13 protein-coding genes are annotated in these 12,413 nt (G+C 64.6%); 5 read left to right on the forward strand and 8 right to left on the reverse strand.

Translation table 11 applies throughout. The features are described 5' to 3' along the window. Positions 1-867 precede the first annotated feature (867 nt). Complete coding sequence (gene purL, locus QP164_RS01095; protein WP_333921856.1) at positions 868-3,096, reverse strand: phosphoribosylformylglycinamidine synthase subunit PurL; 2,229 nt, start codon at positions 3,094-3,096, stop codon at positions 868-870. A 210-nt stretch (positions 3,097-3,306) separates the two neighbouring features. On the opposite strand from purL, the gene QP164_RS01100 reads away from it, so the two are divergent. Beyond that, positions 3,307-3,705 (forward strand): DUF1842 domain-containing protein, encoded by a 399-nt coding sequence (locus QP164_RS01100; RefSeq protein WP_333921857.1) that lies wholly within the window; start codon positions 3,307-3,309, stop codon positions 3,703-3,705. A gap of 2 nt (positions 3,706-3,707) precedes the next feature. On the opposite strand, the gene map is transcribed toward QP164_RS01100, so the two are convergent. Next, on the reverse strand, positions 3,708-4,535 hold the full coding sequence (map, locus tag QP164_RS01105) for a type I methionyl aminopeptidase (RefSeq protein WP_132897695.1): 828 nt from the start codon (positions 4,533-4,535) through the stop codon (positions 3,708-3,710). 51 nt (positions 4,536-4,586) lie between these two features. Between map and QP164_RS01110 the strand changes: the two genes are divergently transcribed. After that, on the forward strand, positions 4,587-5,345 hold the full coding sequence (locus tag QP164_RS01110; RefSeq protein WP_333921858.1) for a competence/damage-inducible protein A: 759 nt from the start codon (positions 4,587-4,589) through the stop codon (positions 5,343-5,345). On the opposite strand, the gene QP164_RS01115 is transcribed toward QP164_RS01110, so the two are convergent. The 3 genes from QP164_RS01115 to QP164_RS01125 form a co-directional block, all read right to left on the reverse strand. Further along, entirely contained in the window at positions 5,342-5,902 is a 561-nt protein-coding gene (locus QP164_RS01115) for an HIRAN domain-containing protein (protein WP_333921859.1), read from the reverse strand. The genes QP164_RS01110 and QP164_RS01115 overlap by 4 nt on opposite strands. A 150-nt stretch (positions 5,903-6,052) precedes the next feature. Further along, on the reverse strand, positions 6,053-6,286 hold the full coding sequence (locus tag QP164_RS01120; protein ID WP_207901243.1) for a hypothetical protein: 234 nt from the start codon (positions 6,284-6,286) through the stop codon (positions 6,053-6,055). Between the two features lie 219 nt (positions 6,287-6,505). Beyond that, positions 6,506-7,294 carry a metallophosphoesterase family protein gene (locus tag QP164_RS01125; RefSeq protein WP_333921860.1) on the reverse strand — a complete coding sequence of 263 codons (789 nt, stop codon included), beginning with the start codon at positions 7,292-7,294 and terminating at the stop codon, positions 6,506-6,508. A gap of 128 nt (positions 7,295-7,422) precedes the next feature. On the opposite strand from QP164_RS01125, the gene QP164_RS01130 reads away from it, so the two are divergent. Continuing rightward, positions 7,423-7,590, forward strand: coding sequence for a hypothetical protein (locus QP164_RS01130; protein ID WP_333921861.1), 168 nt, complete (start codon positions 7,423-7,425; stop codon positions 7,588-7,590). Between the two features lie 47 nt (positions 7,591-7,637). Then, positions 7,638-8,444, forward strand: coding sequence for a M48 family metallopeptidase (locus tag QP164_RS01135; protein WP_333921862.1), 807 nt, complete (start codon positions 7,638-7,640; stop codon positions 8,442-8,444). On the opposite strand, the gene wecC is transcribed toward QP164_RS01135, so the two are convergent. Continuing rightward, on the reverse strand, positions 8,401-9,711 hold the full coding sequence (gene wecC, locus QP164_RS01140; protein ID WP_333921863.1) for a UDP-N-acetyl-D-mannosamine dehydrogenase: 1,311 nt from the start codon (positions 9,709-9,711) through the stop codon (positions 8,401-8,403). The genes QP164_RS01135 and wecC overlap by 44 nt on opposite strands. Then, a complete protein-coding gene (wecB, locus tag QP164_RS01145) occupies positions 9,695-10,882 on the reverse strand; it encodes a non-hydrolyzing UDP-N-acetylglucosamine 2-epimerase (RefSeq protein ID WP_333921864.1) in 1,188 nt (395 codons plus the stop codon). The genes wecC and wecB overlap by 17 nt, the downstream gene beginning before the upstream one ends. 145 nt (positions 10,883-11,027) lie before the next feature. Here wecB and galU point away from each other — a divergent pair, with 145 nt between their 5' ends. Next, on the forward strand, positions 11,028-11,900 hold the full coding sequence (gene galU / locus QP164_RS01150; RefSeq protein WP_132739070.1) for a UTP--glucose-1-phosphate uridylyltransferase GalU: 873 nt from the start codon (positions 11,028-11,030) through the stop codon (positions 11,898-11,900). Between the two features lie 85 nt (positions 11,901-11,985). On the opposite strand, the gene QP164_RS01155 is transcribed toward galU, so the two are convergent. Next, on the reverse strand, positions 11,986-12,255 hold the full coding sequence (locus tag QP164_RS01155; protein ID WP_333921865.1) for a hypothetical protein: 270 nt from the start codon (positions 12,253-12,255) through the stop codon (positions 11,986-11,988). Between the last annotated feature and the right edge of the window lie 158 nt (positions 12,256-12,413).

The following is a 12,413-nucleotide window of genomic DNA, read 5'->3' on the forward strand; positions in this document are numbered from 1 at the left end:
TTGCTGGTGACGGCGACGCCACGGATGAGGTCGAGCGTGGCGGTTCTGGCGGGGGCAGAGGGCTTGCGGGAAAAGTGAAGTATAGAAAGTGTAGACGCTCGCGCAGCATTTCCGTGAGACCGTCGTACATGCTGGAAGACGGCATGATCGTGCTCGGCGGCGTTGCAAGAGTGGCGGCCACGGCTGGGCCGGCCCGACACAGGTCGTGCTTGGTCTACGCTCGGATCCGGTCGACGCGCCTTGGTAGCGCTGTAGGTTTGGAATGCTTCGCTCATGGTTCGACGCTGGCATATCGAGGTGGTGTAGGACAGGCCGCATTGAGGGGCATCTCGGCGTCAGAAGCCTCACCGCTCTATGTATCCGCCACCCGGTCGTCACCTGCTTGACCTGTCGTCCTGCGCAATACCCCGCCGTATCTCGCCTGTTGTCCTCCTGGGCTGTCGCCGCCGAAACCGATCCGACCCCGTCACTCCAGCGAACGCTGGGGTATCCCTGTTGGCGAGCGCTGCGGCCCGGTGCGGGAGATCCCAGCTTTCGCTGGGATGACGGAGAGGGGGAGGTGGTCAAACCTGACGTGCGCTCGATCGGACGACATCTTTCCGCTCCTTGTTCTCCCGCGAAGGCGGGAGCCCAGACTGAGTCCCCGCCTTCGCGGGGAAACAAGCTATGGTTTGGAGCTATCCCGCTTTAAATCCGCCACCCCGGCGGAGGCCGGGGCCCAGTTGGGGAACGGCGATGACGAGCGCAGTGCTCCGTTACCTCGGCCTTCCCAACTGGGCCCCGGCCTTCGCCGGGGTGGTGCTTGTGGGGGCAGGCAGCGGTAGTCGGCAGCGGACTGCGCTTCAGTTCGCCCGCCGCCGCGTTGCCTTAAGCCAGTGCTGCATCCACGCCCATCAGCTTCGGGAAGAATCCCTCGTGCGCGGTCCGCAGCGTATCCAACGCGATGACGTCGTCGCGGTCGGGGCGTTCGAAGATCAGGCGCTTGCCGCCGATGCGACCCAGGGGTTCGGCCTCGACGTCGGCAGCGTGTGCCGCGCCGAGGAAGTCGAGCAACGAATGGTCGTCGACCGTGACGATGTAGACGCCCTGGTCCTCTGCGAAGAACGAGCGTGCGCAGTCGAACGGTTGCTTCCGGTCGATCATCGCGCCGATGCCGCCGGCGAGCGCCATCTCGGCGAGCGTCACGGCGATGCCGCCGTCGGAAACGTCGTGGACCGCGGTCAGCTGGCCGAGCGCGATCGCTTCGCGGATCAGGTCGCCGACGCGGCGCTCGGCAGCGAGATCGACCGGCGGCGGGGGGCCGGCGTCGAGCTGTTCGCGGCCGTGGCATTCGCGCAGCCAGAGCGACTGGCCGAGATGGCCGCCGCGCGTGCCGACCGCGAGGATGATGTCGCCCGAGCCCTTGAACGCGATCGTCGCATTCTTCTGCCAGTCCGCCAGCAACCCGATCGCGCCGATCGCCGGGGTCGGCAGGATCGCCGAACCGCCGCCGGTCGCCTTCGATTCATTGTAGAGCGAGACGTTGCCCGACACGATCGGGAAGTCGAGCGCGATACAGGCGTCGCTCATGCCTTCGAGGCAGCCGACGATCTGGCCCATGATCTCGGGGCGCTGCGGGTTGGCGAAGTTGAGGCAGTTGGTGACGGCCAAAGGCAGCGCGCCGACCGCGGTCAGGTTGCGCCACGCTTCGGCAACCGCCTGCTTGCCGCCCTCGACCGGATCGGCGAAACAGTAACGCGGCGTGCAGTCGGTGGTCATCGCCAGTGCCTTCTGCGTGCCGTGGACGCGGACGACCGCGGCGTCGCCACCGGGGCGCTGCACCGTGTCGGCGCCGACCATGTGATCGTACTGCTCCCAGATCCAGCGGCGCGAGGCGATGTCCGGCGAACCCATCAGCGTGAGCAGGTCGGCGGCGATGTCGCTGCTGTGCGGCGCGTTTTCGAGTGGCGCGGGCTTCGGCGTCGGGACGTGCGGGCGATCGTAGAGCGGCGCTTCGTCGGCGAGCGGCCCGAGCGGGATGTCGCAGACGGTCTCGCCCTTGAACGTCAGCACCATGCGGCCGGTGTCGGTGACGCGGCCGATCACCGCGAAATCGAGCTCCCACTTCTTGAAGATCGCCTCGGCCTCGGCTTCGCGGCCGGGCTTAAGGACCATGAGCATGCGCTCCTGCGATTCCGAGAGCATCATCTCGTACGGCGTCATGCCGGTCTCGCGCTGCGGCACGTCGTCCATCGTCAGCTCGATGCCGACGCCGCCCTTCGACGCCATTTCCACGGCCGACGAGGTGAGGCCCGCAGCGCCCATGTCCTGGATCGCGACGATCACGTCGGTCGCCATCAGTTCGAGGCAGGCTTCGATCAGCAGCTTCTCGGTGAACGGATCGCCGACCTGCACGGTCGGGCGCTTGGCGTCCGAATCCTCGCCGAAGTCCGCGCTGGCCATCGTCGCGCCGTGGATGCCGTCGCGGCCGGTCTTGCTGCCGACATAGACGATCGGATTGCCGATGCCGCTCGCGGCCGAGTAGAAGATCTTGTCCTGGTCGGCGATCCCGACGGTCATCGCGTTGACGAGGATGTTGCCGTCGTACGCCGAGTGGAAGTTCACTTCGCCGCCGACGGTCGGGACGCCAACGCAATTGCCGTAGCCCCCGATGCCGTGGACGACGCCCGAGATCAGGTGGCGCATCTTGGGATGATCGGGGCGGCCGAAGCGGAGCGCGTTGAGGTTGGCGATCGGCCGCGCGCCCATCGTGAAGACGTCGCGCAGGATGCCGCCGACGCCCGTCGCAGCACCCTGGTATGGCTCGATGTACGACGGGTGGTTGTGGCTCTCCATCTTGAAGATCGCCGCCTGATTGTCGCCGATATCGACGACACCCGCGTTCTCGCCAGGGCCGCAGATGACGCGCGGACCCTTGGTGGGCAGCTTCATCAGGTGGATCTTGCTGGATTTGTAGCTGCAATGCTCGGACCACATGACCGAGAAGATGCCGAGCTCGACCATGTTCGGCTCACGGCCGACGGCGCGCAGGACGCGCTCATATTCTTCGTGGGACAGGCCGTGGTCGGCGACGATCTGCGGTGTGATCTCGGTCATGGGGCGCAGATAGCGGCGCGGACGGTCCGCGTCACCCTTTGTACGTCAGATTCTGTATGGCGTAGTCGTGCAAGCGGGTGTCGGGGGTGTGTCGTGCGGAGGTCGGCGGTTTCGGCCGGTTCGATTCGGACCCAATCCCGCTGGACTCGACAGTCTTCGTATGTGGAACTCCAATAGCGGATCAGCATAGATCCTCTGGAGGAAATATTCATGACCGAGGCAGTCGGATATTATATAGTAAAGCTGGACGTTAAGCATGGCGGGTTTGCCGGTGCGCCAACGCTTCATCTCGATCTGGGTGTGAATGCCGTGACCGGACAAGTTTCCGGCTCGGCACAGATCACGCAAGCATTACCGCCACCCTATGGAACGACGATCGTCCCGTATGTTACCGGTGCGATCCTTCACACCGGGTTTGGGCAGGACACCCTGCTCGTGCACCTGACCGGGCAGTATATCGTGTCGGTACCGCCACCAGCGATCGGGTCCTATCTCGCGCACTTCAGCGTGGCGCTGGCGGTGGCCAAGGACTGGAACGGCAAGGGGTCGTTCGAATATAACGGCCACGTCATCACCGACTGCACGGTGAAGAACGTCTCCACCGGCTGATCCTATACGTAAGGCGGCTGCGTGTACCCCTTCGGGCTCAGCGTGAAGATCTCGCAGCCGTCTTCCGTGATGCCGATCGAGTGCTCGAACTGCGCCGACAGCGAGCGATCGCGCGTCACAGCGGTCCAGCCGTCGTCGAGCAGTTTCACGTCGGGGCGACCGATGTTGATCATCGGCTCGATCGTGAAGATCATGCCGGGGCGAAGCTCGGGACCGGTGCCGGGCTTGCCGACATGGACGACCTCGGGCGCATCGTGGAACAACCGGCCGACGCCGTGCCCGCAGAAATCGCGGACGACGCCGTAACGGTGCTTCTCAGCATGGCGCTGGATCGCGTTGGCGACGTCGCCCATGCGGTTGCCGGGCTTGGCGTGCTCGATGCCGATCATCAGGCATTCGTAGGTGACTTCGACCAAGCGGCGCGCCTTGATCGGCACGTCGCCGATCAGGTACATCCGGCTCGTGTCGCCGTGCCAGCCGTCGAGCAAAGGCGTGACGTCGACGTTGACGATGTCACCCGATTTCAGCGTCTTTTCGCTCGGGATACCGTGGCAGACGACATGATTGATCGAGATGCAGACGCTGTGCGTGTAGCCGCGATAGCCGAGCGTCGCGGGCACGCCGCCGCCGGCGATGATGAAGTCGTAGATCAGCCGGTCGATCTCGGCGGTGGTAACCCCCGGCACCATGTGCGGCACGATCATGTCGAGCGTCTCTGCGGCGAGCCTGCCCGCCTTCATCATGCCTTCGAAGGCGGCGGGGCCATGCAGCTTGATGGCGCCGGTGCGCGCGTCGGGCTGGTCCGAGGTGACGGTTACATATTCGGTCATGTCGCGCGATATAGCGTGGCTGGCGCGCTTTTGCGAGGCTATGCGAGGGGCATGGTAGAGGAACGCATCTGGACGGCCGCGCTGACGATCATCGGCGACGAGATCCTGTCGGGCCGCACGCAAGACAAGAACGTCGCGCAGATCGCGGCCTGGCTCAACGTGCAGGGCATCCGCCTCGCCGAGGTGCGCGTGGTCGCCGACAAGACCGAGGCGATCGTCGAGGCGGTCAACATCTTGCGCGCGCGCAACGATTACCTGTTCACGACCGGCGGGATCGGGCCGACTCACGACGACATCACGGTGGATGCGATCGCCGAGGCGCTGGGCGTCGCGGTCGAGCATCATCCGCGCGCGATGGCGGTGCTCGAGCAATATTACGCGACGCGCGGCGGGTTGACCGAAGCGCGCGCAAGGATGGCGCGGGTGCCGGTCGGGGCGGACCTGATCGACAACAAGGTGTCGGGCGCGCCGGGGATCAAGATCGGCAACATCTTCATCATGGCGGGCGTGCCGCACATTACGGCTGGGATGCTCGACGCGCTGACGGGGACGCTCGAGGGCGGCCGCCCGGTGGTGTCGAAGACGATCGGCTGTTGGGTGGCCGAGAGCGAGGTTGCGGACATCCTGCGCGATGCCGAGAAGACTCACGAAGGCGTCGCGATCGGGAGCTACCCCTTCTTCCGCGACGGCAAGACCGGCGCGAACTTCGTCGTGCGGAGTTCGGACGAGGCGCTGGTCGACCGCTGCCTCGCCGACCTGACGCGCGATCTCGAAGCGACCGGGCGGGTGGTTACTGCACAGGGGATTTAAGGCGATTGGTGATCCTCCCCCGCCAGGGGGAGGTGGCGCGTAGCGACGGAGGGGGAGGGGGCGACGACCTCTGTTGTGTGCCCCCTCCGTCCGGCAAAGTACCAGATATCTCCGCGGGGGAGGATCAGGAGTTCACGCCCCCACTCCGGGCCTTCGGGATCGGGATAGAACGCGTCCGAATCGAAGGGCGCGGCGCGACTGCGTGACCGGGCCGCGAGTCCTCCTTCCACAAGATCCGGTAGCGTCGGCGCACCGCCGCCGAAGCGGATGCGGACATAGCCCATGCTGCCGACCAGCGCCTGAAATACGACGACATGCTCCTCCTGCTGGATGCGGCGCCCGATCAGCGGCGCGCGTTCGGCGGAGAGATAGCCCATCTGGATGCCGCGCAGGCTGAACACCGCGACCGCGTTGGCGTCGTGCGGGTTCTTCGGTTCGCAGCGCAACTCGACCGGCTCGCCGGGGGCGCAGAGCAGCAACTCCATCCGCCGGTTGCTCTTGCTGCGATCCGTGTTGGGGAAGTCGATGCCGACCACGCCGAGCGTCAGTTCGTCCATCCCGCGAATCTCCCAGCCTTGATGCATGACGCCTTGGCGCACTTAGCCTGGGTGTACAGCGCGGTATCGCGAATCGTCAGGCAGCGATGAACCGCGGACAAAAAAATAGCGGCCCGAAGACCGCTATTTCCTTCAACGAAGTCGTTAGACTTAGTTGCTGTCCGAGTTGTCGTCGTTGTCTGCAACGATGACGATCCCGGCTACGACTGCTGCCGCTGCCAGGATTGCGACGATAACGCCGCCGCCTGCCAGCTCGTTCTTGTCAGCCGAAACCGAACCCGAACGAACCGACTTCGAAACCGACAGGCTTGCCGGTGCTGCCATGGCCGGAGCAACTGCCATCGTGGCTGCTGCTGCGGTCAGGATGTACTTCCCAAGACGCATGATGAACTCCCTTTGTGCTCGTCGCCCCGCAATTGGCACGAAACCAACCCCAAGGCAACCGCGGTAACTGGCACGAAACCGAAGTGTTCCGCACTGTTGCGGCAGTGCAACATGCATCTGCCTTCCGGGGTGCATAGCCGTTGCCGAAGGCCGGAGAAAGGGGCGTATCGCCCCCGTTGCCGTAAATTCCCGCCAAAACGGCAGGCGCTTCGCCAGAATCTAGGACGTCGCATCGGGGGCACGCGACCCCGTCGTCTGCACCTGCCACGTTTCGCCGCCCTCCAAACCCAGTGCGGTGAGTTTGCCGGACGCGTACGCGCCTGTATCGACGCCTATCCGATGGTTCCGATAGTCGACCTCGTCCGTCATCGTATGACCATGAACGATGATCTTCTCGAGCTTGTTTCGGTGATCGAGAAACGGATCGCGGATCCATCGGAGATCGGAAGGCCGTTGCCGATCCAGCGGCGCGTCGGGGCGCACGCCAGCGTGCACGAACGCGTAGTCGCCGATCACGATCATGTCCTCGAACGCGCTCATGAAGTCGCGATGCGCCGGGGGGACCAGGTCGCCGAGGCGCTGGACGAGCTCTTCATAATCCAGCCGTTCATATTCGGCGGCGTCCATGCCGTAGCTCAATATGGTCTCGCGTCCGCCGATCCGGCAAAACAGGCGCAGGGCCTTGGGTTCGCCGTCGAGCGCACCGAGAAAGATTTCCTCGTGATTTCCGAGCAGAAACCGCACCGTCCCGCGGGTTTCGGTCAAGCCGCGCAAGCGCTCGATCACGGCCGCGGACGCCGGACCACGATCGACGATGTCGCCGAGGAAGATCAGCGTTGTATCGGCGGGCCCGCGTTGCGCATCGTCCGTATCGATCAGCGCAATCAGTTCGTCGAGCAGATCGACGCAGCCATGAATGTCGCCAACGGCATAGATCCGCTGCCCTTCTGGCACAAAGGATGTGGGGGCTTTTGCGGCGGTACGCGACTTGAAAAGCTTGGAAATCATGATGCCGACAATGTGTGGAGGACGGTATCGAACGGCAATACCGGGAAAGCGCCGCGCATACGGGGTAACGCGTCGGGTCGCAACATACGCTCGCCGATCCGTTGGCCATCATATGGTGGAGGCATGACGTGTCGGGCGAACGCGGCTATTGCCCGATCATGACCCTCATCACCCGGCTGATGCCGCTTCTCCTGCTGACCGCGGCGGCGCCTGCCAAGGAGCCCCTCTCGCACCTGCATTTTTTGATGCGTTGCGGGTTGCGGATCTCCGCCTGGCGACGATCGCCTATCGCCTGACGACGGCCAATGCGCCGCTTTGCGACAGGCTACAGCCACAGATCGGCATGCCAATTCATGCGCTTAGCCAATATGCCCCGGCGGCACGCGCGACCGCGACGGCGGTCTTTGGATTCGAATCGCTGATCGGCGTCGAGGCGGTGGTGGCGGGTGCGCCGGCGGATCGTGCAGGTATCGCCGCGAACGATTCGCTGGTCGCGATCGGCGAGACTGCGCTGCCCGGACTACCGGCCGCGAACGCGCCGGAGAATGCCGCGGCTCGGGATCGCGCCGAGGCGGCGATCACTGAGGCTCCGCTGCGCCAGCCGCTGCGCCTGACCGTGCTGCGCAAGGGGCAGCGTCACGCGATCGCGGTGACTCCGGTCGCAGGCTGCCGATCGCGCTTCGAGATTCTGCTCGGCAGCGGTCTCGATGCCAGCGCAGACGGTTCGGTGGTCCAGATCGGCGAGCGCTTCTTCGAAGGCTATACCGATGCCGAGATCGCGGTGGTCGTCTCGCACGAACTCGCGCACAACATCCTGCGTCACCGGAGTCGGCTCGACGCGGCAAAGATCAATCGTGGATTGCTGGCTGAGCTCGGTCGCAATGGCCGCCTGATCCGCGAGACCGAGGATCAGGCCGACCTGCTCGGAATCTATCTGCTCGCCAATGCCGGGTTCGACCCGATGTCCGCGCCGAAATTCTGGCGGGACAAAGGGGGCGCGGTCGATGGCGGACTTTTTCGCAGCCGTACGCATGCCTCGTCCAAGGCGCGCGCCAACGCGCTCGAAGCCGTCGCGCAGGCGATCGCGGCCAACCCGGTCCGGCCGATCATCCCGCCGGTCGTCGCGACGCGGGACGTGCCGTTGCGCTGACGATCGATCGCGGCTGGTCGGGCCAGATCCCGCGCGTGTCGAGCACCGCTTTGTCGGCGCGCTCCTCGAGCGGAATCGATTTGAAGACGTCGTGATCGACCAGCACGACCATGATCGGGCAGGTCTCGATCGCGGTATCGACGTCGATCAAGGTCGCACCGGTACCGGCAAGTGCTGCGGGCAGGGTCCTGGCATAGGGCTCGACGATCCGGACGCGGTCGCCAAAGGCGTCCGCGACGGCTTGCGCGACTTTCAGCGCAGGGCTTTCTCGGAAATCGTCGATGTTCGCTTTGAAGGCGAGGCCGAGGCACGCCACTGGCGCGCCGGGCATCGATTCTACCAATGCCGCCACCTGCGCGATGACATGGTCGGTTTTGCCGTCGTTTACCTCGCGTGCGGTCCGGATCAGCGGGGTCTGGTCGGGGGCGGCGTGGACGAGGAACCAGGGATCGACCGCGATGCAATGCCCGCCGACGCCCGGCCCCGGCTGAAGGATGTTCACGCGCGGATGGCGATTGGCGAGACGGATCACCTCCCACACATCGACCCCCATCGTGTCGGCGATCAGTGACAATTCGTTGGCGAAGGCGATGTTGACGTCGCGAAACGCATTCTCCGTCAACTTCGTCATTTCGGCCGCCCGTGCGGTGGTGGTGACGCACGCGCCACGGACGAAGCGCCGGTAGAAGGTGAGTGCTTTGCGCGCGCAGCGTGGTGTGATCCCGCCGATGACGCGATCATTGTCGATCAATTCGACCAGGATGCGGCCGGGCAGGACCCGTTCGGGGCAATAGGCGATCGCGATATCCGCCTGTTCGCCGGCGCGGCCGGGAACGCGGATGTCGGGACGCAACGTCGCCAGCAGATCGCGGACCTGTTCGGTGGTGCCGACCGGCGAGGTCGATTCGAGGATGATCGTGTCACCCGGTTTCAGCACGCCGGCGATCGTCGTCGCGGCATTCAGGACATAGCCGATGTCGGGTGCATGATCGTCGTCGAACGGCGTTGGTACCGCAATGACGAACACGTCCGCGGGTTCGATCGTCGTCGAGGCGCGCAGCGTTCCCCGCGCGACGACGCCGGAGACAAGCCCATCGAGATCGACCTCCTCGATATGCACGCGCCCCGAGTTGATCGTCTCGACCACCGATTCGGTTACATCGACGCCGAGTACGCGCGCGCCGGTGCGCGCTATCACCGCAGCAGTCGGGAGCCCGATATAGCCCAGGCCCATGACGACGACGGTGAATTCAGTCTCGGTCAGCATGCGTGTCCTGTCCCTTTGCGATCTCGGTTGTGTCTCCGGGAACGATCCCGGGCGCGATGAAGTTCGTGACGATGGCGGCGATACGCGCGGCGGCGCGGCCGTCGCCGAACGGGTTGTGCGCCCGCGCCATCGTCGCATACGCGGCCTTGTCGTCGAGCAGCGTGAAGATTTCGGCAACGATTCGCGTCTCGTCGGTTCCGATCAGACGGGCCGTGCCGGCGGCGACGCCTTCGGGCCGTTCGGTCGTCTCGCGCATCACCAGCACCGGTTTGCCCAGCGCGGGCGCCTCTTCCTGTACGCCGCCCGAATCGGTCAGCACGATGTCGGCCATGCCGAGCGCGCGGACGAAATGCGGGTAATCGAGCGGCTCGATCCGGGCGACGTTCGCGCGATCGCCGAGAATTTCGTCCATCACCGAAACGACGTTGGGGTTGGGGTGGACCGGGAAGAGAACGGCGACGTCGTCGCGTTCCGCGATCCGTCCGATCGCGCGGGCGATCGCCGCCATCCCGTCACCGAAATTCTCGCGGCGGTGCGTCGTCACCAGGACGATCCGCTTTCCCGCAAAGCGTGCGGCAATCGCGTCCAGCCCGGCGGCGAGCGATGGGTCGGCGACGACCTTGGCGCTGGTCCAGTGCAGCGCGTCGATCACGGTGTTGCCGGTGACGTGGATCGTGTCGGGCGCGATCGTCTCGCGGCGCAACGCCTCGGCCGACGTCTCGGTCGGTGCGAGATGCAGCGCGGCGATCGGTGCGACGATCCGGCGGTTCACTTCCTCTGGCCAGGGGTGGTAGATATCGCCTGAGCGCAAGCCGGCCTCGACATGCGCGACCGGGACCTTGCGGTAATAGGCGGCAAGCGCACCGGTCATCGCGGTGGCCGTGTCGCCCTGGACGATGACGAGGTCGGGTCGTTCAGCGTCCATCACCTCGCCGATCCCCGTCAGCAGCCGCGCGGTCAGGCGATCGAGCGACTGGCCGGGCTCCATCAGATCGAGGTCGATATCGGGCGCGAGATCGGCGATCGCCAACACCTGATCAAGCAACCCGCGATGCTGCGCCGTGACGCAGGTGCGCACCGACAGGCTCTGGTCTTCAGCCAAGGCACGGATAACCGGGAAGAGTTTGATCGCTTCGGGACGCGTGCCGAATATGACGAGAATTTTGGACATGGAACCTTCGTAGCGCATCGCGTTTAATGACGCGCTAACCGGCCATGACGTTTGATCGATTGGTCCGCCCGATTTGCACTGATCCGTAACGACCGATAAACACGCCGGAAAGATTGCCGATCCGACTATAATCCTGGAGTTCAGAATGACTATAAAGCCACTGCGCAAGGCTGTATTTCCGGTGGCTGGACTTGGCACCCGCTTTTTGCCCGCCACGAAGGCGATGCCGAAGGAAATGCTGACCGTCGTCGACAAGCCGCTGATTCAATATGCGGTAGAGGAAGCCCTTGAGGCTGGGATCGAGCAGATCATCTTCGTGACCGGGCGCGGCAAGGGCGCGCTCGAAGATCATTTCGATATTTCGTACGAGCTTGAGGATACGATGCGCGCGCGCGGCAAGTCGCTCGATGCGATCAGCCATATCCGGATGAAGCCGGGCTCGCCGGTCTATGTCCGCCAGCAGGAGCCGCTTGGTCTTGGCCATGCGGTATGGTGCGCGCGCGAGATCGTCGGTGACGAGCCGTTTGCGGTGCTGCTCCCCGACGAACTCATGGTCGGCAAGCCCGGCTTCATGAAGCAGATGGTCGAGGCGTATAATAAGGTCGGCGGCAACGTCATCGGTGCGCTCGAAGTGCCTGATTCGGAAACCGACAAATACGGCATCATCTCGCCGGGCGCGATCGACGGCCGACTGACCGAAGTCACCGCGCTGGTCGAGAAGCCCAAGCAGGGCACCGCGCCGTCGAACCTGATGATTCCCGGCCGCTACATCCTCCAGCCCGAGGTGATGCGGATCCTGGAGACACAGGAAAAGGGTGCGGGTGGCGAGATCCAGCTGACCGATGCGATGGCGCAGCTGATCGGCAACCAGCCGTTCCACGGCTTCACCTTCGATGGCCAGCGCTACGATTGCGGCGACAAGGGCGGGTATATCCAGGCCAATCTGGCGATCGCGTTGTCACGCGATGACATCGGTCCGGGTGTCCGTGCGTTTGCCGAGCGTTTGCTCGCGAACTGATCGAGCCGATACGCCTAGCGCGGATCTAGTATCGTGCGATCCTCCCCCTGGCGGGGGAGGATCCTCGAGCCCGCACCGTAACGTATCACTTCAGCGCGATGGTCGTTTCCGAAGGCGTCGCCGCCACCATCGTGGTCTTCGGCATGTCGAGCCCCGCAGCGCTCCACTGCGCCGCCGTCTTGCACGTCCTGTTCTGAAGGTGGCTGCCGGTAACGGCCGGATCGGTCACGCAATATTTCTGCATCTTCGCATCGTATTTCAGCTTCGTCGTCGGCTGCGACCCGGCCGCGAGGCTCGGCGTGGCGGTGACGAGAACGGTGGCGGCGATGAAGCTGTTCAGGATGAGCGATGGCATGATGGCGTCCTTCGGATCGTTGGTGTCGCAACCCGATCGGGTTACAGGACGACCAATGCACCGAGTGTGCCAGTTTGCTAATACGGTGCTACACGAGGTGTAACTCGTTGAACCTGCTAGGCATTTCGCGATTGCCGTGTCGCGCTATGGAAATGACC

The organism is Sphingomonas sp. LR59 (assembly GCF_036855945.1).
Taxonomy (GTDB): Bacteria; Pseudomonadota; Alphaproteobacteria; order Sphingomonadales; family Sphingomonadaceae; genus Sphingomonas.

What these genes read in the sequence shown, in the direction of transcription:
- purL (WP_333921856.1), bottom strand. Translation starts at nt 3,096, where the DNA reads ATGACCGAGATCACACCGCAGATCGTCGCCGACCACGGCCTGTCCCAC.
- QP164_RS01100 (WP_333921857.1), top strand. Translation starts at nt 3,307, where the DNA reads ATGACCGAGGCAGTCGGATATTATATAGTAAAGCTGGACGTTAAGCAT.
- map (WP_132897695.1), bottom strand. Translation starts at nt 4,535, where the DNA reads ATGACCGAATATGTAACCGTCACCTCGGACCAGCCCGACGCGCGCACC.
- QP164_RS01110 (WP_333921858.1), top strand. Translation starts at nt 4,587, where the DNA reads ATGGTAGAGGAACGCATCTGGACGGCCGCGCTGACGATCATCGGCGAC.
- QP164_RS01115 (WP_333921859.1), bottom strand. Translation starts at nt 5,902, where the DNA reads ATGGACGAACTGACGCTCGGCGTGGTCGGCATCGACTTCCCCAACACG.
- QP164_RS01120 (WP_207901243.1), bottom strand. Translation starts at nt 6,286, where the DNA reads ATGCGTCTTGGGAAGTACATCCTGACCGCAGCAGCAGCCACGATGGCA.
- QP164_RS01125 (WP_333921860.1), bottom strand. Translation starts at nt 7,294, where the DNA reads ATGATTTCCAAGCTTTTCAAGTCGCGTACCGCCGCAAAAGCCCCCACA.
- QP164_RS01135 (WP_333921862.1), top strand. Translation starts at nt 7,638, where the DNA reads ATGCCAATTCATGCGCTTAGCCAATATGCCCCGGCGGCACGCGCGACC.
- wecC (WP_333921863.1), bottom strand. Translation starts at nt 9,711, where the DNA reads ATGCTGACCGAGACTGAATTCACCGTCGTCGTCATGGGCCTGGGCTAT.
- wecB (WP_333921864.1), bottom strand. Translation starts at nt 10,882, where the DNA reads ATGTCCAAAATTCTCGTCATATTCGGCACGCGTCCCGAAGCGATCAAA.
- galU (WP_132739070.1), top strand. Translation starts at nt 11,028, where the DNA reads ATGACTATAAAGCCACTGCGCAAGGCTGTATTTCCGGTGGCTGGACTT.
- QP164_RS01155 (WP_333921865.1), bottom strand. Translation starts at nt 12,255, where the DNA reads ATGCCATCGCTCATCCTGAACAGCTTCATCGCCGCCACCGTTCTCGTC.